This is a genomic window from Pseudomonas ekonensis (assembly GCF_019145435.1).
Taxonomy (GTDB): domain Bacteria; phylum Pseudomonadota; class Gammaproteobacteria; order Pseudomonadales; family Pseudomonadaceae; genus Aquipseudomonas; species Aquipseudomonas ekonensis.
The window spans coordinates 1,507,203-1,527,356 of sequence record NZ_JAHSTS010000002.1 but is presented as its reverse complement, the minus strand read 5'-3'; the positions used below and the strand labels follow the sequence as shown (position 1 = coordinate 1,527,356).

Annotated in this window: 17 protein-coding genes and 1 pseudogene; 8 read left to right on the top strand and 10 right to left on the bottom strand. The window is 65.6% G+C overall.

Annotated features, from left to right (window positions below; genetic code table 11):
- The first annotated feature begins 103 nt into the window (after positions 1-103).
- Entirely contained in the window at positions 104-2,560 is a 2,457-nt protein-coding gene (locus tag KVG96_RS20045; protein ID WP_217893613.1) for a dermonecrotic toxin domain-containing protein, read from the top strand.
- A gap of 23 nt (positions 2,561-2,583) precedes the next feature.
- Here KVG96_RS20045 and KVG96_RS20040 read toward each other — a convergent pair whose 3' ends face one another.
- Positions 2,584-3,378, bottom strand: coding sequence for an IclR family transcriptional regulator (locus tag KVG96_RS20040; RefSeq protein WP_217893612.1), 795 nt, complete (start codon positions 3,376-3,378; stop codon positions 2,584-2,586).
- 163 nt (positions 3,379-3,541) lie between these two features.
- Here KVG96_RS20040 and hmgA point away from each other — a divergent pair, with 163 nt between their 5' ends.
- From hmgA to KVG96_RS20020, 4 genes are all read left to right on the top strand, one after another.
- Positions 3,542-4,837, top strand: a complete 1,296-nt coding sequence (gene hmgA, locus KVG96_RS20035; RefSeq protein ID WP_217893611.1) for a homogentisate 1,2-dioxygenase — start codon at positions 3,542-3,544, stop codon at positions 4,835-4,837.
- A gap of 3 nt (positions 4,838-4,840) precedes the next feature.
- On the top strand, positions 4,841-6,145 hold the full coding sequence (fahA, locus tag KVG96_RS20030) for a fumarylacetoacetase (protein WP_217893610.1): 1,305 nt from the start codon (positions 4,841-4,843) through the stop codon (positions 6,143-6,145).
- A gap of 12 nt (positions 6,146-6,157) precedes the next feature.
- A complete protein-coding gene (gene maiA, locus KVG96_RS20025) occupies positions 6,158-6,793 on the top strand; it encodes a maleylacetoacetate isomerase (RefSeq protein WP_217893609.1) in 636 nt (211 codons plus the stop codon).
- Positions 6,794-6,956: 163 nt separating this feature from the next.
- Entirely contained in the window at positions 6,957-8,327 is a 1,371-nt protein-coding gene (locus KVG96_RS20020; RefSeq protein WP_217893608.1) for an MFS transporter, read from the top strand.
- 198 nt (positions 8,328-8,525) lie between these two features.
- Here the strand turns inward: KVG96_RS20020 and KVG96_RS20015 are convergent, their stop codons facing one another.
- Complete coding sequence (locus tag KVG96_RS20015; protein WP_217893607.1) at positions 8,526-9,329, bottom strand: SirB1 family protein; 804 nt, start codon at positions 9,327-9,329, stop codon at positions 8,526-8,528.
- A 184-nt stretch (positions 9,330-9,513) separates the two neighbouring features.
- Here KVG96_RS20015 and KVG96_RS20010 point away from each other — a divergent pair, with 184 nt between their 5' ends.
- Positions 9,514-10,533: a Glu/Leu/Phe/Val dehydrogenase family protein gene (locus KVG96_RS20010; RefSeq protein ID WP_217893606.1), complete on the top strand. Its 1,020-nt coding sequence runs from the start codon at positions 9,514-9,516 to the stop codon at positions 10,531-10,533.
- A gap of 168 nt (positions 10,534-10,701) precedes the next feature.
- Here the strand turns inward: KVG96_RS20010 and KVG96_RS20005 are convergent.
- From KVG96_RS20005 to KVG96_RS19985, 5 genes and pseudogenes are all read right to left on the bottom strand, one after another.
- Positions 10,702-10,959 (bottom strand): annotated as a pseudogene (locus tag KVG96_RS20005) (YebG family protein); the annotation flags it as partial.
- A 175-nt stretch (positions 10,960-11,134) separates the two neighbouring features.
- Entirely contained in the window at positions 11,135-11,905 is a 771-nt protein-coding gene (locus KVG96_RS20000; protein ID WP_085578706.1) for an SDR family NAD(P)-dependent oxidoreductase, read from the bottom strand.
- Positions 11,906-11,915: 10 nt separating this feature from the next.
- Positions 11,916-13,064: an oxidoreductase gene (locus KVG96_RS19995; protein ID WP_217893604.1), complete on the bottom strand. Its 1,149-nt coding sequence runs from the start codon at positions 13,062-13,064 to the stop codon at positions 11,916-11,918.
- On the bottom strand, positions 13,061-14,299 hold the full coding sequence (locus tag KVG96_RS19990; protein ID WP_217893603.1) for an AfsA-related hotdog domain-containing protein: 1,239 nt from the start codon (positions 14,297-14,299) through the stop codon (positions 13,061-13,063). Before KVG96_RS19990 ends, KVG96_RS19995 begins: the two co-directional genes overlap by 4 nt.
- 126 nt (positions 14,300-14,425) lie before the next feature.
- The gene (locus tag KVG96_RS19985) at positions 14,426-14,980 is read right to left on the bottom strand and encodes an acyl-homoserine-lactone synthase (protein WP_217893602.1); all 555 of its coding nucleotides are present in this window, start codon (positions 14,978-14,980) and stop codon (positions 14,426-14,428) included.
- A 190-nt stretch (positions 14,981-15,170) separates the two neighbouring features.
- On the opposite strand from KVG96_RS19985, the gene KVG96_RS19980 reads away from it, so the two are divergent.
- Positions 15,171-15,854: an autoinducer binding domain-containing protein gene (locus tag KVG96_RS19980; protein WP_225927432.1), complete on the top strand. Its 684-nt coding sequence runs from the start codon at positions 15,171-15,173 to the stop codon at positions 15,852-15,854.
- A gap of 476 nt (positions 15,855-16,330) precedes the next feature.
- Positions 16,331-16,831 (top strand): phosphate-starvation-inducible protein PsiE, encoded by a 501-nt coding sequence (locus tag KVG96_RS19975; RefSeq protein ID WP_085578714.1) that lies wholly within the window; start codon positions 16,331-16,333, stop codon positions 16,829-16,831.
- On the opposite strand, the gene KVG96_RS19970 is transcribed toward KVG96_RS19975, so the two are convergent.
- The 3 genes from KVG96_RS19970 to KVG96_RS19960 all read right to left on the bottom strand — a co-directional run bounded on the left by KVG96_RS19970 (position 16,828) and on the right by KVG96_RS19960 (position 20,123).
- Positions 16,828-17,142: a DUF3509 domain-containing protein gene (locus tag KVG96_RS19970; protein ID WP_217893600.1), complete on the bottom strand. Its 315-nt coding sequence runs from the start codon at positions 17,140-17,142 to the stop codon at positions 16,828-16,830. The two genes, KVG96_RS19975 and KVG96_RS19970, sit on opposite strands and share 4 nt — an antisense overlap.
- Positions 17,143-17,358: 216 nt before the next feature.
- Positions 17,359-18,660, bottom strand: coding sequence for a serine/threonine transporter (locus KVG96_RS19965; RefSeq protein WP_217893599.1), 1,302 nt, complete (start codon positions 18,658-18,660; stop codon positions 17,359-17,361).
- Positions 18,661-18,746: 86 nt separating this feature from the next.
- Positions 18,747-20,123, bottom strand: a complete 1,377-nt coding sequence (locus tag KVG96_RS19960; protein WP_217893598.1) for an L-serine ammonia-lyase — start codon at positions 20,121-20,123, stop codon at positions 18,747-18,749.
- Positions 20,124-20,154: the final 31 nt, after the last annotated feature.

The following is a 20,154-nucleotide window of genomic DNA, read 5'->3' as shown; positions in this document are numbered from 1 at the left end:
CGCATTCTGAATTGTCTTCGCCATGTCCTGCCCGTTTTCGCTGAATTACTGTTTTTCGGGAGCCAGTCAGAAGTGGCTTCGCACATTAATTCAGGGGGCAGACATGAACATGATGAACACGGCACTCCATCCCGTCGACTTGCCTGGGCCGCAGTGGCTGAAGGCCGCCGGGGAGGCTGACCGATTGCGCTACGCAAGCCTGGAGGGCAGCCTGAACGCCAGCCGGGCGGAGCTCGGCGCTCGGCTGGGAGCGTTCGCCAGCCTGCCGGCCTATGCGCGGCAGGTGGTCGGCGAGGCGTTGAACAGTAACGTTGGGCATGTACCCGAACTTGAGCGATGCACGGTGCATAGCCGATACGGGTTCAACGTGGCCGGGCGGACAATCGTTCAGGAAGACACGCTGGCGATCGCCGACATGCTGTTGCGGGGCCTGCACGATCCGATGCATGAGACGCAACTCTCCCTCCGCTTGCCGGGCATGGATCCGGAGGTGAACCCGGCCTGGCTGATGGAGCTCCTGAGCCAGGACGCACGGGCGGAGTTCGCGGCATCCTTGCGGGATGTCTATGAGCGCAGCGACGTGTTGGCCGCCATGAAAGACGTCCTGCGCAACCGGCTCTTGCTGAGTGCGCTGGCGGCGCGGCTGCAAGACCATCTCAGCGATGCCAACCTGGCGCGGATCGAGCGTGCGGTGGCGGGGGATGCGGCGCTGACCGTCGCGTCGTTGCGTCTGCTGCCCAATACCCGTCCCCTCAAGGATCTCGTGGTGATCGGCGACCGAACCGGCGACACCGACGACTGGCTGCTGTACGCCCCCGGTTCGCCCGGGCAACAGGACTGGTACGGCTGGCGTTCGTTTCGGGCGCTGAACCTGGGCATCAGCGGCTGGCTGGCCGCTGACGAGCCGGAACCCGGCGAGCCGCGAATGCCCCAGGCCAATGAAGCGGGGTGCAGTTACCTCAGCCAGCAATCCCACGCCATGGATCGTGCCTCCCTGGCGGGGTATCTGAAGGCCGTTCCCCTCAAGCCCGCCAACTGGGCCGGCGTGACGCTGGCGCCTTCTCCCTACGGCGGCGACGAGGTGCTCGACGGGCTTGTGCACAACGAACGTGCCTGGCTGATCGCGCAGCAGGAAAGCCAGGCCCCTTATGGCTACCGCACAGCACCCCAGGCGCTTCGGCAGCGGTTCACGCGTTTGGGCAGCGAGTTGAAGGCGCTGCACGTGGTCAAGGTGCGCGGTGCCGGGCTGCTCGGTTACGAACGCTTCTGCCGCGACCTGATCAAGCAGGAAGTCGAAGCGTTGCTGTTGTCGCAAGGTCAGCGGATCTCGATCGATCCCGATCTGATTTATGTGCAGATCAGCGAACAGCAGAGGATGACGCTCACCGAATTGATTGTCAGCGAAACGCATTTCTATGCCGACGGGGCGGGCCAGCCGCTGTACCCGAGGTTCACGCTGTCCGGCAGGCATGCCCCGTTCACGGGGCTTGATATCCGTCACATCGCCGGGTGGTCGAGGACGTTGCGGCCGGGCGAGAAGTACATCGACCGGCTGCGCACGGTGGATCTGGAGCCTTCGCATCCCGATGGGGCGCTCAAGCGCGCCGTGCATGTGGGCATCCTGCTGCGGCAGATGGAGTCGGCCGCGCTCAACGCCCGGTTCTCCAGTCCCATGCCGCGAACGCACGTCGAGGAGATGAACAATGTCATCGAGGCGTTGCGGCAGCCGCTGCCCAAGCCGTCGCAGACCGTCACCCTCAACGGTGAATTGCCGGAAAAGGTGCGGGTCAGCGCGCTGTTCCGGCTCCATCTGAAAGGACGCCTGGTGGTGGGCGTCTATGTCTTCCGGTTGGTCGTGGACGGGAAGGCCGAGCCGTACCTGTTCACCCCCGACGCACCGGACGGCCGCGAGCTGCGGCCGTTCGGCGAATTCGTTGCGTCGGTGAAGAGCGGCGGCCTGGGCGATTATTTCTGCCGTCGCGTGGCGACCCGGCATCAGGCGCAGGTCGGCGCCTACCTCTCGGACCTGGAGCAACTGAGCAACTTCACCGAGGCGCCGGTCCTTGAGCCCGACAGCCGCATGAGCGATTTGGGGCGCAGCCATGAGGAGCTGGTCCGCCAGGTCATTTCCGACGTCGATGACAAGACCGAAAGCCTGAACGAGATCATCGGCAGGCTGGCCTTCGATGCCGTGGTGACGGCCGTCGGGGCCGTCGGTGTCGTCAGTGCGCCCATCGGCATCGCATTGGGCGCGTTCCTGTTCACCAAGAGCCTGGTCCAAGGTGTCGAGGCTTACTCGGAGGGCAACCGGGCCAAGGCGCTGGAACACTTGAAGACGGCTTTGATCGAACTGGCCTCGCTGGGCAAGGCCGGGGTCGGCAAGCCGGCGCTCAGCGCACTCAAGAAGGACTTCATCGACCTGATTGGGGATGTGAAAGAGATCGAAAAACTGGTGGCGGAGACCGCCGGCCTGCCGCGTCTGCACGAGCGGGTGCTGGAGGCGATCCAGGACGTTCTGGATGACACGGAAAACAGCGCCAGCCGAACCACGCTCATCTGAGCGCTGTGGGCGGACGGGGCCTCTCAGGTGACCGGACCTTCGGGCTGATACCCCATCCGCCAACTCACGGCCCGGGCCGCCGCCAGCAGCCGCTGCGCCGCCGGGCCGTTCTCGTCGGCGTGGAACAGCGAGGTCGGGCCGACGATGGTCAGCACGGCGGCGATCTGGCCGACCGCGTTGAACACCGGCGCCGACAACGCGTCCACCCCCGGCATCAACAAACCGTGCACGTGGTGCAGGCCCCGTGCGCGGATCTGACCGCAAAGATCCGCATAGGCCTTCTCGTCCGCCAGCGGATGTTCATCGACGGCGGTTTCCCGCTCGCGCAGTTCGTCGGTTTCGCGGTGCGGCAGGTAGGCGCTGAACACCAGGCCGGTGGAGGAACTGAGCAACGGCAGCACCGAGCCCAGTTGCGTCACCACCGTCACCGCCCGCACCGCCGGCTCGATGTGCACCACCGTCGCGCCCTGGTTGCCCCAGACCGCCAGAAAGCAGGTTTCGTTGAGTTCGTCGCGCAGTTCCGACAGCGGCAGGGCGGCGACCTTCAGCACGTCCATGCTGTTGAGCGCGGCCAGGCCCACGCGCAGCGCCTCGCGGCCCAGGCCGTAGTGGTTGGTGGCGGCGTCCTGCTCGGCGAACCCTGTGGCGATCAACGCCTGCAGGTAGCGGTGCACCTTGCTCGCCGGCATCTGCACGTGTTCGGCCAGGCGCGACAGCGACGTGGCGGGCGACAGTTCGGCCAGCGCCTTGAGGATGTCGGTGCCGACCTCGGCGGAGCGCACTTTCTGTTTGCCGTTGCTGTCGCTGGTTTTTTCCATGGTGCCGCCGTGTCCCGGATCGAATGGGCGTCTTTATAGCTTGACGCTGGATAGCGAGCAAATTACGTTATGCGTAATCGAATTACGACAATAACAACCCCGGCGTGCCAACACCTCTGATCCAGAGCCACGGGCCATGCCGACTCCCTGTTCAGGAGGCTCCATGAACCTCGATTCAGCCCTGGCGTACCAGTCGGGTTTCGGCAACGAATTCAGCAGCGAAGCGTTGCCCGGCGCACTGCCTGTCGGCCAGAACTCCCCGCAGAAAGCCCCCTACGGCCTCTACGCCGAACTGTTTTCCGGCACCGCCTTCACCATGGCCCGCAGCGAAGCGCGGCGCACCTGGATGTACCGGATCAACCCGTCGGCCAATCACCCGGCGTTCGTCAAGCTGGACCGGCAACTGGTCGGCGGCCCGTTGGGTGAGGTCACCCCCAACCGCCTGCGCTGGAACCCGCTGGACATTCCCTCCGCCCCCACCGATTTCATCGACGGCCTGGTGAGCATGGCCGCCAACGCCGGCGCCGAAAAACCGGCCGGGATCAGCCTCTACAGCTACGCCGCCAACCGTTCGATGGAGCGGGTGTTCTTCAATGCCGACGGCGAGCTGCTGCTGGTGCCGCAACTGGGACGCCTGCGCATCGCCACCGAACTGGGCGTGCTGGAGGTCGAGCCGCTGGAGATCGCCGTGCTGCCGCGGGGCCTGAAGTTCCGCGTCGAACTGCTGGACGCCCAGGCCCGCGGCTACGTCGCCGAGAACCACGGCGCACCGCTGCGCCTGCCGGACCTGGGGCCGATCGGCAGCAACGGCCTGGCCAACCCCCGTGACTTCCTGACCCCGGTCGCCGCCTACGAGCACCTTCGGCAGCCGACCACCCTGGTGCAGAAGTTCCTCGGCCAGCTGTGGGGCGCCGAGCTCGGTCACTCGCCGCTGGATGTGGTCGCCTGGCACGGCAACAACGTGCCGTACAAATACGACCTGCGCCGGTTCAACACCATCGGCACGGTCAGTTTCGATCACCCGGATCCGTCGATCTTCACCGTGCTGACCTCGCCGACCAGCGTGCACGGCCTGGCCAACCTCGACTTTGTGATCTTCCCGCCGCGCTGGATGGTGGCCGAGAAGACCTTCCGTCCGCCGTGGTTCCACCGCAACCTGATGAACGAGTTCATGGGCCTGATCCAGGGCGAGTACGACGCCAAGGCCGAAGGCTTCGTGCCCGGCGGCGCGTCCCTGCACAGCTGCATGAGCGCCCACGGCCCGGACGGCGAGACCTGCACCAAGGCCATCAACGCTGACCTCAAGCCCGCGAAAATCGACAACACCATGGCGTTCATGTTCGAGACCAGCCAGGTGCTGCGACCGAGCCGTTTCGCCCTCGACTGTCCGCAACTGCAATCCAATTACGACGCCTGCTGGGCTACGCTGCCTGTCACGTTCGACCCGACCCGGAGATAACCCATGACTCAGACTTCCATCGCCCGCAGCTGGGTCGCCTCGGCCAACGGCCACGCGGACTTCCCGCTGCAGAACCTGCCGCTGGGCGTGTTCAGCGCCGACGGTTCGGCCCCGCGCAGCGGCGTGGCCATCGGCGACCGCATTTTCGACCTGGAGGCGGCGCTGGACGCCGGCCTGTTCGAAGGCGCCGCCCGTGCGGCGGCCGAAGCCACCCGCGGCGGTCAGTTGAACGCGTTCTTCGCCCTGGGCCGCGAGGCGCGGGTCGCCCTGCGCGCACGCCTGCTGGAGCTGTTCAGCGAAGGCAGCGCCCTGCAGGCGAAGATCGAAGCTGCGGCCGCTAAGCTGCTGCCGCTGGCCACCGACTGCCAAATGCACCTGCCGGCGCGGATCAGCGACTACACCGATTTCTATGTCGGCATCGAGCACGCGCAGAACGTCGGCAAGCTGTTCCGCCCGGACAACCCGCTGCTGCCCAACTACAAGCACGTGCCGATCGGCTACCACGGCCGGGCGTCCACCGTCCGCGCCTCCGGCACCGATGTGCGCCGCCCCAAGGGGCAGACCCTGCCGGCCGGCGCCAGCGAGCCGACCTTCGGCCCCTGCGCGCGCCTGGACTACGAACTGGAGCTGGGCATCTGGATCGGCCAGGGCAACGAGATGGGCGAGCCGATCGCCATCGGCGACGCCGCCGAGCACATCGCCGGTTTCTGCCTGCTCAACGACTGGTCGGCCCGTGACATCCAGGCCTGGGAATACCAGCCGCTGGGGCCGTTCCTGTCCAAGAGCTTCATCACCAGCGTCTCGCCGTGGGTGGTGACCGCCGAAGCGCTGGCGCCGTTCCGCACCGCGCAGCCGGCGCGCCCGCAAGGCGATCCGCAGCCCCTGCCGTACCTGCTGGACAACCGCGACCAGGCCGGCGGCGCGTTCGACATCGAACTGGAAGTGCTGCTGCTCACCGAAGCCATGCGCGAGCAGAACCTGCCGGCCCACCGCCTGACCCTGAGCAACACGAAGTACATGTACTGGACCGTGGCGCAGATGGTCGCCCACCACAGCGTCAACGGCTGCCAGCTGCAGGCCGGTGACCTGTTCGGTTCGGGCACCTTGTCGGGGCCGCAAAGCGGCCAGTTCGGCAGCCTGCTGGAGATCACCGAGGGCGGCAAGAAGCCGGTCGAGCTGGCCACCGGCGAAGTGCGCAAGTTCCTCGAGGACGGTGACGAAATCATCCTGCGCGCCCGCTGCGCCCGTGACGGTCATGCCTCCATCGGCTTCGGCGAGTGCCGGGGCAAAGTGCTGGCGGCACGCTGACAGGAGCGGCTCATGGATCTCTACACCTACTACCGCTCCACTTCGTCGTTCCGGGTGCGCATCGCCCTGGCGCTCAAGGGGCTCGACTACCGGGCGCTGCCGGTCAACCTGATCGCGCCGCCGGGGGGCGAGCACCGGCAACCGGCGTACCTGGCGATCAATCCGCAGGGCCGGGTGCCGGCCTTGCGCACCGATGACGGCGAGCTGCTGATCCAGTCGCCGGCGATCATCGAGTACCTGGAAGAACGTTATCCACAGGTGCCGCTGCTGCCGGAAAACCTCGCCGCCCGCGCCCACGTGCGCGGCGTGGCGTCGGTGATCGGCTGCGACGTGCATCCGCTGCACAACGTCAGCGTGCTCAACCGCCTGCGTCAGTCGGGTCACGACGAAACCCAGGTGACGGAATGGATCGGCCACTGGATCGGCCAAGGGCTGGCGACGGTGGAGCAACTGATCGGCGACGAAGGCTTCTGCTTCGGCGAATGGCCGTGCCTGGCCGACGTCTACCTGATCCCGCAGCTGTATGCGGCCGAGCGCTTCAACGTTTCGCTCGACGCCTACCCGCGGATCCGTCGGGTGGCGGCGTTGGCCGCTGCGCATCCGGCGTTCGTCAAGGCCCATCCGGCGAACCAGCCGGACACGCCTTGAGGCCTCGCGCCGCTTAAAGGCAGGCACCCGTCTGCTGGCGATCGCGATCTGTCAGATTCCTCCAGGATGACTGACATGCCGCCATCGCCGGCAGGCGGGCTCCTACAGGAAACACCGGTTCTGTCGCAGCAAACAACCATAAGAACAAAACAGGTACCTTGCGATGCACAACCAGATTGCCAGCTTCCGGGCGGCGCTCGACGCCCGTCCTGTGTCCCGCTTTCAGTGGTCGCTTCTGATCCTGCTCGCCTTGCTGCTGGTCACCGACGGCTACGACGCCCAGGTGCTCGGTTACGTGGTGCCGGCGCTCGCCCAGGACTGGGGGCTTGAGAAAGCCGCGTTCGGCCCGGTGTTCAGCGCCAACCTGCTTGGCCTCACCCTGGGCTCGCTGGCCGTGACGCCTTTGGCCGACCGCTTCGGCGTGCGGCGGATCCTGCTGGCCTGCGTGTTGATCTACGCCAGCCTGACCGTGCTGATGGTGTTCGCCGATTCGCTGGACACCCTGATGGTCGCGCGCTTCATCTGCGGGATCGGCATGGGCGGGGCGATGCCCAGCGCCATGGCCCTGATGTCCGAATATTCGCCGCCGCGCCTGCGCACCTTGATGGTGACGCTGGCCGCCTGCGGTTTTTCGTTCGGCGGCGCGGCAGGCGGGTTCGTCGCCGCCGGCTTCATCGACCGCTTCGGCTGGCAGGCGGTGTTCCTCGCCGGGGGCGTGACGCCGTTGCTGCTGTTCCCGTTCCTGTGGTGGCTGCTGCCCGAATCCCTGCCGCGGCTGCTGCGCGATGCGCCGCCCTATGCACGCCTGCGCAAGGTCACCGCGCGGATGCTGCCGGACTGGCAGCCGCCGGTGGCGTCCGTTGAGCAGAACGAGCGCGAGCAGGGCAGCAAGCTGACGGTGGTCGAGTTGTTCCGCAACGGCTATGCACGGCCGACGCTGCTGATCTGGTCGACCTTTTTCGTCAGCCTGATCCTGCTGTATTTCATGATCAGCTGGCTGCCGTCGCTGCTGCTGGAAAGCGGGCTGGCGCTCAAGGAAGCGAACCTGGTGACGTCGATGTTCCTGTTCGCCGGCACCGTGGGGGCGATCTGCATGGCCTGGTTCGCCGACCGCCTCAAGCGCAAGGTGCGCCTGCTGTCCGGCGTGCTGGCCGGGGCGGCGCTGTGCACGGTGCTGCTGGGGCTCAACCACGACAACCCCCGGTATCTGGTGGCGTTCGTCTTTGCGGCGGGGTTCTGCATCATCGGCGGGCAACTGACGCTCAACGCCTTCGCCAGCAACTTCTACCCGGCGCACGTGCGCGCCACCGGCACCGGTTGGGCGCTAGGGGTGGGGCGTTTCGGTTCGATCCTCGGGCCGCTGTTCGGCAGCCTGCTGTTGGCGATGCACATTCCGGTGCAGCAGATTTTCTTCTTCTGCGCGGTGCCGGCGGTGATCGCCGCATCGCTGATCATCCAGGTGCGTTCGCCCGCCGAAGCCACCCGATCCGAGGTGGGAGCCAACCGGCTGGCGAAGAACGATAACGCGGTTTGACGGACAGTCCGCAGCGCCTGGAATCGCCAGCAGGCTGGCTCCCACAAGGTTCGGCAGGCACAAGGGTTCGGCAGGCACAGCCGCTTTTCTGTGGGAGCCAGCCTGCTGGCGATGAACGATAACGCGGTTTGACTGACAGTCCGCAGCGCCTGGAGTCGCCAGCAGGCTGGCTTCCACAAAGGCTCGCGCCTAAAGGGGTCAGTGAACGATGGCGTTGGGCGGCAGGTGTTCCAGGCGTTCGGTCAGGCGCAGCCGCTGGATCGGATCGTCGCTGAGCAGCAGCGCGCGCTCCAGGTCGAAGCGTTCGGCGTTCGGGCAATCGAGGCGCTGGTACAGGCTGGCGCGGGCCAGGTAGTCGGCGGCGTTGGCGTTGCCCAGTTCGAGCACGCGTTCGGCGTCGATCAGGGCGGCGATGAAGTCGTCGTGGGTCAGGTGCAGCTGGCGCAGGTTGCGTGACAGGCGCTGCAGCATCTGCAGCGGTTCGGCGGTCTGCAGGTGCTCGGCGTTCAGTTTCATGTCCGGCCCGTACTGGCGGTGCAGCAGGTCGCGGCAGTCGTTGGGGTAGAGCCGACGTCCGCCGCAGGGATCGAGCAAGTGGTCGGCGCCAGGCACCCGCAGCAGGAAATGCCCCGGAAAGTTGACGCCGGCCAGCGGGATGCCCAGCCCGCGGGCCAGTTCCAGGGCGATCAGCGCCAGGGCCAGCGGCTGGCCGCGACGGGTCTGCAGCACCTTGTGCAGCAATGCGGCCTGGGGGCGCAGCGGCGAGAAGTCGTCCTGGGCGAACCCCAGGTCGTTCATCCGCCGCAGCAGCGGCTGCGCCAGTTCGCCGGCCGGCAGCATCGGCAGGCCGGTGCCGACCGTTTGCTGCAGCTCCTTGAAGTCCCGCAGCAGCGCCTGGGGCTCGACGCCGTCGTCATGTTCGGCCGCGATCCACAGCGCAGCTTCGAACAGCGCGGGCGGCGAACGGTGCAGGCAGTCGAAGAAACGTTGGCGCGGGCTCATCACAATCTCCGTCGAATGCCTCGTTGTAGCCCCGTCCTTGCCATTCGTCCAGTGCGCCGCCGCTCTGGCGCCGGGTTATGCCGCGAAGCGTTGTCCGACGCCTGCGCTTATTCCGGCGCGCTTCAGCAATTTTCAGGCGCAAGCCTATACTGGCGACTACCGCAAGTGATTCGGGAGCCCGTCGATGTTCGCTCTCATGCAAAGCACTCGCCTGGAGTCGCTGCACCTCAGCGTCGACCCGCAATCGGGGTTGAAGGCGGTGATTGCCATCCACAACAGCCGTCTGGGGCCTGCCCTGGGCGGGTGCCGTTATCTGGCCTACCCCAGCGACGAGTCCGCGGTCGAGGACGCCGTCCGCCTGGCCCGGGGCATGAGCTACAAGGCCGCCTTGGCCGGCCTGGCCCAGGGCGGGGGCGTGGCCGTCATCGTGCGGCCGGCCCATGTGGAAAACCGCGCCGCGCTGTTCGAGGCCTTCGGCCGCTGCATCGATCAGTTGGACGGCCGCTACATCACCGCCATCGACAGCGGCACGTCGGTGGCGGACATGGACTGCATCGCCCAGCACACCCAGCACGTCACCAGCACCACTTCCGCCGGCGATCCGGCGCCCCATGCCGCGATGGGCGTGTTCACCGGCATCCGCGCCACGGCCATGGCGCGGCTGGGCAGCGACAACCTCGAAGGCCTGCGCGTGGCGATCCAGGGGCTGGGCAATGTCGGCTTCGCCCTGGCCGAGCAACTGCACGCCGCCGGCGCGGAGCTGCTGGTCAGCGACATCGACCACGGCAAGGTGCAACTGGCGATGGAGCAGCTCAACGCCCATCCGATCGCCAACGACGCGCTGCTCAGCACCCCGTGCGACATCCTCGCGCCGTGCGGCCTGGGCGGCGTGCTCAACAGCCACACCGTGCCGCAGCTGCGCTGTTCGGCGGTGGCGGGCTCGGCGAACAACCAGTTGTCGCACCTGGACATGGCCGACCAGCTCGAGCGGCGGGGCATCCTGTACGCGCCCGACTACGTGATCAACGCCGGCGGGCTGATCTACGTGTCGCTCAAGCACCGGGGCGAGGATTTGCCCACCATCACCGCGCACCTGTCGAAGATCAGCTCGCGGCTGACCGAAGTGTTCGCCCATGCCCAGGCGGAAAAGCGTTCCCCGGCGCGGGTGGCCGACGAACTGGCGGAAAGGGTGCTCTACCGTTGAGGCCCGGGTTTGCCCGGACATGAAAAGGCCCCGGACCGTTCGGTCCGGGGCCTTGTTCAATTCGGGCTGCGCTTACTTGGCGGCCTTCGCTGCCTTGACCGGCTTGGCCGGCGCCTCCACCGGTTCGGCCGCTTCGCCCGGTTCGGCCTCCGGGGCTTTCCCGGCGGGCGCCGCCGGCGCGTTGATCAGTTCCGACAACGCATCGGGCTGGCTCTTGAACGCCTTGGCGAACACGTCGCGGTTCTTCGCCATGTAGATCCCGACTTCTTCCACTTGCTGCTCGTTCAACGACGGAACGGCCTTCTGCAACACTTCGGACAGCAGTTCCGCCAGTTCGAGCATCTTGTCATGACGGTCAGCTTCGGCTTTATCCATGAACAAGCGCTCCAGGTCTCGGCTGCTGCGGTATACCACTTCGACGGCCATTCACCACCTCACATGCCTTCACGTTGGTTGTACTGTATCTATATACAGCGAAAAGGATAGGCGAATCCCTTCGCTTTGGGTAGTGGCTTTTCAATGTAGACCGGATCCTGCGCTTTTCCCGGGCGCAAACGCAACGACCCGCCGTGGGCGGGTCGTCGGGCAGGAAGGGGCCGGGTCAGAACTTCCCGCTGGCGTACCCTCCGTCGATGGGCATGATCACGCCGGTGACGTAGGACGACTGGTCGCTGAGCAGCCAGAGCACCGCGTTCGCCACTTCATCGGCGGTGCCGAAGCGCTTCATGGAGGTGACGTTGATCTTGCGCTGGGTGTTCTCCGGCGCGGCCTGCAGGCGGGCCTCGCTGTTCATGCCGCCGAGGATCGGGCCGGGGGCCACCGCGTTGACGCGGATGCATCCGCCGTCCGCCAGCCGGGCGTTCTCGATGGACGCCACCTGGGTCATGCCGTTGATCGCCTGTTTGCTGGCGACATAGGCCACCTGGCCGCCGATCGGCACCACGCCGGCGCAGGATGAGGTGTTGACGATCGAGCCCCGGCCCTGGTCGAGCATCAGCCGCAGTTCGTGGCGCAGGCTGTGGTAGGTGCCGTTGACGTTGATGCTCATCACCTTCGCCCAGTCGTCCGGGCACGACTCCGCTACGGCGCCGTAGCGGGCCGTCACGCCGGCGTTGTTGAAGGCGCAGTCGAGCCGGCCGTAGAGGGTGCGGATGCGCCCGAAGGCCTGTTCGACCTGCGCCGGGTCGGCGACGTCGCACGGGATGAAGCGGCAGCGCTCGCCCAGCCGGTCCGCCACCTGCGCCCCCTTTTCCTCGTCCCGGCCGAACACGATCACTTCGGCGCCGGCCTTGATCAGGCGTTCGCTGACGGCTTCGCCGATGCCGCTGGTTCCGCCTGTCACCAGGCACACTTTTGCTGTGAAGTCGTACATGGTCACGTCCTTATGCCACCGAAGGCCTCAAGTATTTGGGGTTCACGCAGCAATACACCCGGTCCAGGCGCGGATTGCTCTTGTCGCTGAAGCACTGGCTGTCCCAGCGGCATTTGTGGATCTCGGCCGAACGGCCCTGCAGTGTCTTGTTGATCAGGTCGTTGTCGGCGAACAGCGCGCGGGACATCCCCACCCAGTCGCACACACCTTCGCCCAACAGGCGTTCGGCCTTGTCCAGGCCGTCGGTGAACCCGGCGTAGCCCACCGGCACCGTGGACACGGCCCTGATCGCCTTGACCCCGGCCTGCAGGTAGTCGTCCATGGCCGAGGAGTGATGGATCAGCTGGCCGAAGGTGGCGCCGATGCACATCGAGCATTCCAGCGCCGCCACGCCGGCCTGGCAGAGGGCCTGGACGGTTTCCTTGATGTCCGGGTACTGCAGCCCCTCGTCGCCCAGTTGATCGTCGATGCCCAGCCGGATGGTGACGATCAGCTTGCCCTGGGTGCGCTCGCGGATGGCGCGAACCACCTCGAGCAGCAGGCGCGCGCGGTTCTCCTGGCTGCCGCCGTAGCGGTCCGTGCGCTTGTTGGTATGGGGCGACAGGAAGCTGCTCAACAGGTAGCCGTTGGACGCCTGCAACTGCACCAGTTGCGCACCGTTGACCCAGGCCAGCCAGGCCGAGTGGGCGAACTGCTCGATCACCTGGGCGATGTCCGCTTCGTCCATGACCCGCACCCGGTACTCCGGATCGAGCTTGGACACCCGCGGGCAAGGCACGCCGCTGGGCGTCAGCACGGGCACCCCGGTGTTCGTCGTGGTGCCCTGGCCGCCGTAGTGCTGGAGCTGGACGCCCACCGGGGTGCCGACGCGTTCGGCCATCTCGAACATGGCCTTGAGCGATTCGCCCTGGTGCGGCTCGAACAGGGCCAGGCCGGTGCTTTGCAGGCGGGACTGGGGCGACACCGTGGCGTTGCACAGGAACGCCATCGAGCAGCCGCCCTCCATGATGCCTTGGTAGAACTCGACCATGGCGGGCGTCACGCAGCCGCTGCGGTCGGCCAGGTCCACGCCCATCGAGGCGAAGAACAGCCGGTTGCGCAGCGTCAGCCCGCCCTTCAGGTGCAGCGGTTCGAGCACGTTGGGGTAGTGGGCGCTCATGGCTCTGTCCTCTGCTCGGACATCGCCGACGTCGGGTTCAGGTTCATCCACAGCGGTTGCCCGAACTCGGCGGCCGCCACGGTTTCCTCATGGGAGAAGTAGGTGAACTGCTTGAGCACCTCCCGCCATTTGAACCGCAGCTGGGAGTCCAGCTCCGCCAGTTGCAGCCGCAGCAGGCCGTCCGTCGAGGCCGCATGGGCCCTGACCGTCTGCACCGGCAGGCAGACCATGCCCTCGTTTTCCAGATACAGGTACGCGTGGCCCTGTGCGGGGGCGTCGATCGGGCTGTCGCTGCGCACTTGCAGGCCGCCCATCGACAGCAGCTCAAGGCGCCCGGTCAGGTGACGGCCGGACTCCAGGCGCACCAGCACTTCCTGGCGGATGCCCTTGAGCGGCCGGAACCACAGGGACGGGTCGATCTGGATGTTCCGCATGCGCTTGAACACGGGCATCTTGATGACTTCGCCGTGGAGCCGGATGTCGGCCACCAGTTCGCCGCGCTGGTAGAACCGCGCACGCTTGTCCACCTTGCGCGCCCGGGCCGGCGCGAGCCCGTCGTAGTCGCCCACCAGCACGTCGACCTGGAAGGACGATTCGGTGTAGCGGGGGAAACTGGACATCAGGTCGACGATGGAGATCGACACCTCGCCCCGGGCGTAGCCGCTGTGCTCGTAGAAGTGCGCGTACATGGCCTGCCGGGCGACTTCGATCAGCATCAGGCCGGGCACGTGCTCGTGGTGCTTGCGGTAGAAGAAGTAGTTGGCGGTGTCGTTGAACAGGGTGAAGCACTGCAAGCCTTGCTGCGGACAGCCGTCCAGCTGCTTGAGCACCTCGTGCACCCGCCGCCGTTGGCCGACGTCCAGCGGCGCCTCGCAGCCCGGCAACTGCGCCAGCTTGGCTTCGGTGCTTTCCGGTATCCAGACGCCCGTCAGGATCAGGTGGTCGGTGGCTTTCTCGTAATGGAGCAGCAGCTCCGGCAGTGCCTCCGACAGGCCGGCCTGCTCGAGCTCGTCCAGGCCGATCACCGTCGGCAGCGAACGCAGCACCAGCCGGTCGCTGTCGGCGCGGTACGCCAGGTCCACGGCCTCGCTCTGCGCCGGCCCCAGGTTCGCCCGCGCGACGACCCCGGCGTCCAGCCAGGCCGGCAGCAGGTGGCGGGCGTCGTATATCAGCACGTCGTCATCGTGGCCCTTGTGCACGATGTCCTTTGCGACTTTCCTTTCCATGTCGATCATGATCATCCCTCAGTGTTGAACGTAGGTTTTCGGCAGTTGCTTTCCATGTCGCAAGATCGATCCACACCGACAGGAACCGTTGGGCTCGTTACAGCGGCTTGCTGGGTTTCTTGTTGACTCAGGGCTTCACTGCACCGTGATGCAGCAAGCGCCCAGGATCCGGTTGTCGACCGCCCGGGGCGGCGCCAGCCATTTGAAGTCGATGCCGCCGCGCCGCAGCAGGCGGCCGACGGCGAGCGGGGACACCGACACCAGTTGGGAAACGCCGCAGGTGCGGGCGTAGTCCAGGGTGGCCATGAACAGGCCCACGGTGTTCTCGTCGGACATCATCTGTTCGTCCCGGCCGGTCTGGGTGTCCAGGTCCAGGGAGGTGAAGCGCGACAGCTCCCAGATGTCGTCTCGGCTCGGTGCGGGCACATCGTCGAGCAACGCGGTGAACACCTCGCTCAACAGGTACGGCTGGGTGGTGGGCAACAGGCGGGCGCAGCCCTTGATGTTGCCGTCATCCTCTTCGGCGACGATGTAGTGGGTGCCGCTGTGGTCGAACTGGTCGAACTCGAAGTCGGCGGGCGTCGACAAGTCCCAGCCGAGCCGTTCCACAAACACCTGATACCGATAGTGCGCCAGGCGCTGACGCCCGGCGGGCGTCAATTGGTCGTAACGTCCGGACAAGTAATCCATCACAGTTTCCTTTTAGTGATTGGGCTGGAGTTAATTAGAGGGCACAGCGAGTTCACGAACTACCTGTCACCCTTGACAGCTATCGCAATATTTTGAAATATGTTATGGGCGCCGGCACGAAGCCGCTTGCAATAAGTATGAGAAAGGAATCTCTATGTCGCACTGGCAGGCTGAACTGTTGGAAAAGGCTATGTCCGCCACGGATGTCGAAGTATTGTTCGACAATCTAACCAGCGTGGCCCGACAGTTGGAATTCGATTATCTGGCGTATGGTTCGAGAAGACTTTTCCCGATCACCAAACCCCGTCTTTTTCTCGTCAACAACTATTCGCCCGCCTGGCAGGCTGCCTATTCGGACAATCGTTACCTGGAGATCGACCCGTACGTCATCCGTGCGCTCAGGAGCGTGAAGCCGGTGCTGTGGGACGCCGAACTCAAGGCCCGGGCCCCGGATTTCTGGCAGGAGGCGCACAGTCACGGGCTCTCGGAAGGGTGGGGGCAAACGCTGCTCAACAGCGAAGCCCAGGGGCTGGTGACGTTCGCCCGGGGCAGCCAGCCGATCACCGCGCTAGAGCTTCAGACCAAGCAGGCCGAGCTGTCCTGGCTGGCGCAGATCACCCACCTGGGCCTCACCCGGCTGCAGCTCATGGGCGCCGAATCGGTGCAGCCGGTGCCCATCGAACTGTCGCAGCGGGAGAAGGAAATCCTGCAGTGGACCGCCGACGGCAAGTCGTCGGACGACGTGTCCATCATCCTCGGCATCTCCAAGCGGACGGTCAATTTCCACATCAACCACTGCCTCAAGAAGCTGGGCTGCCAGAACAAGATCGCGGCGGCGGTCAAGGCCTCGCTCATGGGATTGTTATGGAATTAATGTTAAGTGCCGCACAGTTTTATGGCGGCGTCGATAATGTGATCTTCCCTCTGCGTCAAATCGGTGCATGCCGAAACTAAACATTGGGCGCTTGATCCGTTCTTTATTGAATAAACTTATTCCGCAAACGTATTGGCTGTCGGATGTCATGTAACCGTAAGCCGGATGAAGTTACCGCTTCACAATTAATCAGATCCGTTTCCCTGTAAATATTTGTAATGAGAACCGGTGTTGCGCCGAACGCGGTTCAAGTTCGCTGCACCTGTTTGCAGTGCGCGGCGCAATGTTCGGCCATCCCCTTTCCTGCGACGGCTTTCGCATCGGCCAGGCCCGGTGCGACCAAACGCCACGGCGCAGGTTTGCCCGCCGCTCGCCATGATGCGTGGCCCTGTTTCTGCATGGCTGGGGCCGAGTGCAGAAAAACCGTCATGTCGACCCCGCATCATCCGCTCGTACCGGGCTAAGGAAACCTCACCGTGAAAATCAACTGGGCCGAAAAACTGCGGCAGAACGTGCACCAACTGGCCGAGTCCCTGGGCAACCTGTTCGTCGAGACGTTCCACTACCTGGCGCTGTTCGCCATCGGCGCGGTGACCGCCTGGGCGGCGGTGATGGAGTTTCTCACGATGGTCGAAGAGGGCCACATCAAGATCGACGACATCCTGCTGCTGTTCATCTACCTGGAACTGGGGGCGATGGTCGGGATTTACTTCAAGACCAACCACATGCCGGTGCGTTTCCTGATCTATGTGGCGATCACCGCGCTGACCCGGTTGCTGATTTCCAACGTCTCGCACCACAACCCGCCGGACATGGGCATCATCTACCTGTGCGGCGGGATCCTGCTGCTGGCGTTCTCGATCCTGGTGGTGCGCTACGCATCCTCGCAGTTCCCGTCGGTGAAGATCGAGCACCCGCACCGCAAGACCGGCGCGGGCTCCGGCGAACATCCTGAGGTCGAGAAGGGCGAGCTCTAAAGCCGGCTCGCCGGCCGCACCGGGCCATTGCTGCGGGGCGGCACAGGCAAGGCGTCGCCGTGGGTCATCGCTTCGAGGATGGCCAGGGCGCTGTGGCCCTGCTCGATGGCGATGCCGAACTGAATGCTCTGCACCAGACGCGTGAGGCGTTTGGGGTCGTTGCGCTGTTCGGCGCTGATCATGCGCTTGGCCGCGACCCGGCCGTTTTTGGAGAGGGTCAGCATGATGCTGCCGTCCAGGCCCTGAATGCTCAGGTTGATCTGATAGTCCGGCGCGAAGGCATCGGTAATGATCTGAAAAGGATTGTCCATGATGCGTCACCGCCTGATTGAACGTGCAGTTGTTGACCGGCCGGGGTCGGGTTGGTTCGCCCGGCCAGACCGTCGGCCTGTCGCTCGCTTGCGTTTGCAAAGTCCGTTTGCAGCGCAAGGGCGGTAGCAAGGGACATGCCGGAACGTGTGCCGGACAAGGTTCGCGGGCAAAAAGAAGGCGAGCCCGGGGCTCGCCTTCTTTTTGGGTGGCCCGTTTCAGGGCAGGAACGAAAAGATGATCGCCGACAGTGCAATCAGGCCGACCAGCACCACGAACACGTTCGAGGCCTGGCCCGAGTGCGGGCGCAAGGCCGGCACGCGGCGGATGGCGTACATCGGCATCAGGAACAGCAGGCAGGCGATCACCGGCCCCCCGAGGGTTTCGATCATCCCCAGGATGCTCGGGTTGAACGTCGCCACGGCCCAGCAGCTGAGGATCATGAACAGCGCTGTCGCGCGGTTCAGCCAACCGGCGGACACCGCCCGGCCACGTCCGCGCAGGCTCTTGACGATCATGCCCTGGAAGCCTTCGCTGGCGCCGATGTAATGGCCCAGGAAGGACTTGGTGATCGCCACCAGCGCAATCAGCGGCGCGGCGTAGGCGATGACCGGGGTCTGGAAGTGGTTGGCCAGGTACGACAGGATCGAGATGTTCTGCGCCTTGGCCGCCGCCAGGTCCGCCGGCGACAGCGCCAGCACGCAGCTGAAGCAGAAGAACATCACCGTCACCACCATCATGCCGTGGGCCATGGCCAGGATGCCGCTGCTCTTGCGTTCGGCCCGGGCGCCGTAGCGCTGCTTCTGGTCGAGGGCGAAGGCGGAAATGATCGGCGAGTGGTTGAACGAGAACACCATCACCGGGATCGCCAGCCACAGGGTCTTGAGGAACACCGACATCGGCATGGCGTCCCGGGCGCTGGCGAAGAACGCGCCGTTCCAGTTCGGGATCAGGCTCAGGCCCAGCAGCAGCAACGCTGCGACGAACGGATAGACCAGCACGCTCATGGCCTTGACGATCACGCCCTGGCCGCAGCGTACGATGGCCATCAGGCCCAGGATCAGCGCTAGCGACAGCACCGCCCGCGGTGGCGGGGCGATGTGCAGCTGGTGTTCGAGGAAGCTGCTCAGGGTGTTGGTCAGCGCCACGCTGTACACCAGCAGGATCGGGAAGATCGCGAAGAAGTACAAAAGGGTGATCAGTTTGCCGGCCCCGGTGCCGAAATGTTCTTCCACCACTTCGGTGATGTCGCCGGAGCGTCCGGACAGCACGAAGCGGGTCAGGCCGCGGTGGGCGAAGAAGGTCATCGGGAAGGCCAGCAGCGCCAGGATCAGCATCGGCCAGAAGCCGCCGACGCCGGCGTTGATCGGCAGGAACAGCGTGCCGGCGCCGATCGCCGTGCCGTACAGGCCCAGCATCCAGGTCGTGTCGGCTTTGCTCCAGCCTTGGCGGGCGGCTTCGCAGTGACGTGTGAGGTCTGCAGCGGGGTTTTCGGCAGCGGGTGTACGTACATCGGTCATCGTTTTTGCCTCGTTATTATTCTTGCTCGGGCTCACGGTTGGCCGGCCGCGCGAAGCGGCCGGCCGGGGCGGTCAGGGCAGGCGCGTCAGCACTCCACCCAGCTCACGGCCAGGCCGCCCCGTGAAGTCTCTTTGTATTTGTCATGCATGTCGGCGCCGGTATCGCGCATGGTGCGGATCACCCGGTCGAGAGAAATGAAGTGTTTGCCGTCGCCGCGCAGGGCCATCTGCGTGGCGTTGATCGCCTTCACGGCGGCGATGGCGTTGCGTTCGATGCACGGCACCTGCACCAGGCCGCCGACCGGGTCGCAGGTCAGGCCGAGGTTGTGCTCCAGGCCGATTTCGGCGGCGTTCTCCAGTTGCTCCGGGGTGGCGCCGAGCACTTCGGCCAGGCCCGCCGCCGCCATGGCGCAGGCCGAACCGACTTCGCCCTGGCAGCCGACTTCGGCGCCGGAGATCGAGGCGTTTTTCTTGCACAGGATGCCGACGGCGGCGGCCCCCAGGAAGAACGCCACCACGTCGTCGTCCGACGCCTGCGGATTGAATTTCATGAAGTAGTGCAGGACCGCGGGGATGATCCCCGCGGCGCCGTTGGTCGGCGCGGTGACCATGCGCCCGCCGGCGGCGTTCTCTTCGTTGACGGCGAGGGCGAACAGGTTGACCCATTCCATCGCCGACAGCGTCGAGCTGATCACATTGGGTTTGCCGATCTCCAGCAGGCTGCGGTGCAGTTTCGCCGCACGGCGGGGAATGTTCAGGCCGCCGGGCAGCACGCCTTCATGGCGCAGGCCCTGCTCGACGCATTCACGCATCACCGACCAGATGCGCAGCAGGCCCTGGCGGATCTCGGCGTCGCTGCGCCAGGCCCGTTCGTTGGCCATCATCAGTTCGGACACCCGCAGGTTGTGCTGCTTGCACAGGGCCAGCAGTTCGACGGCGCTGGAGAAGTCGTAGGGCAAGCTCACTTCGCCGGCCGCTGCCGTGCCGGATTCGGCCTCGGCCGCCTCGACGATGAAACCGCCGCCCACCGAGTAGTACGTTTGGCTGAACAGCTCGCCCGTCGCGGCAAAGGCTGTCAGCGACATGGCGTTGGGGTGGTAGGGCAGGCTCTCGTCCAGCAGCAGGAGATCGTGTTGCCAGTTGAAGGCGATCGACCGTTGGCCGGCGAGGGACAGTTGGCCGGTCTCGCGCAGCCGCTGAATGCGCGGCTCGATGGTGGTCGGGTCGATGCTGTCCGGCCATTCGCCCATCAGGCCCATGACGCTGGCGCGGTCGGTGGCGTGGCCGACGCCGGTGGCGGACAGCGAGCCGTACAGGCGCACTTCCACCCGCTCGACATCGTTGAGCAGACGACGGTCGGTCAGGGCCTGGACGAAGGTCGCGGCGGCGCGCATGGGGCCGACGGTATGGGAACTGGACGGACCGATGCCGACTTTGAACAGATCGAAAACACTGATAGCCATGCTAAACCCTTACAAGCAATGGAGTAGGAAT

Coding starts and splice junctions, on each gene's coding strand:
- KVG96_RS20000 (WP_085578706.1), bottom strand. CDS start 11,905: ATGTACGACTTCACAGCAAAAGTGTGCCTGGTGACAGGCGGAACCAGC.
- KVG96_RS19965 (WP_217893599.1), bottom strand. CDS start 18,660: ATGACCGATGTACGTACACCCGCTGCCGAAAACCCCGCTGCAGACCTC.
- KVG96_RS20015 (WP_217893607.1), bottom strand. CDS start 9,329: ATGAGCCCGCGCCAACGTTTCTTCGACTGCCTGCACCGTTCGCCGCCC.
- KVG96_RS19980 (WP_225927432.1), top strand. CDS start 15,171: ATGTCCGCCACGGATGTCGAAGTATTGTTCGACAATCTAACCAGCGTG.
- KVG96_RS20020 (WP_217893608.1), top strand. CDS start 6,957: ATGCACAACCAGATTGCCAGCTTCCGGGCGGCGCTCGACGCCCGTCCT.
- KVG96_RS19990 (WP_217893603.1), bottom strand. CDS start 14,299: ATGATCGACATGGAAAGGAAAGTCGCAAAGGACATCGTGCACAAGGGC.
- KVG96_RS19985 (WP_217893602.1), bottom strand. CDS start 14,980: ATGGATTACTTGTCCGGACGTTACGACCAATTGACGCCCGCCGGGCGT.
- KVG96_RS19960 (WP_217893598.1), bottom strand. CDS start 20,123: ATGGCTATCAGTGTTTTCGATCTGTTCAAAGTCGGCATCGGTCCGTCC.
- hmgA (WP_217893611.1), top strand. CDS start 3,542: ATGAACCTCGATTCAGCCCTGGCGTACCAGTCGGGTTTCGGCAACGAA.
- KVG96_RS20040 (WP_217893612.1), bottom strand. CDS start 3,378: ATGGAAAAAACCAGCGACAGCAACGGCAAACAGAAAGTGCGCTCCGCC.
- KVG96_RS19995 (WP_217893604.1), bottom strand. CDS start 13,064: ATGAGCGCCCACTACCCCAACGTGCTCGAACCGCTGCACCTGAAGGGC.
- maiA (WP_217893609.1), top strand. CDS start 6,158: ATGGATCTCTACACCTACTACCGCTCCACTTCGTCGTTCCGGGTGCGC.
- fahA (WP_217893610.1), top strand. CDS start 4,841: ATGACTCAGACTTCCATCGCCCGCAGCTGGGTCGCCTCGGCCAACGGC.
- KVG96_RS20010 (WP_217893606.1), top strand. CDS start 9,514: ATGTTCGCTCTCATGCAAAGCACTCGCCTGGAGTCGCTGCACCTCAGC.
- KVG96_RS19970 (WP_217893600.1), bottom strand. CDS start 17,142: ATGGACAATCCTTTTCAGATCATTACCGATGCCTTCGCGCCGGACTAT.
- KVG96_RS20045 (WP_217893613.1), top strand. CDS start 104: ATGAACATGATGAACACGGCACTCCATCCCGTCGACTTGCCTGGGCCG.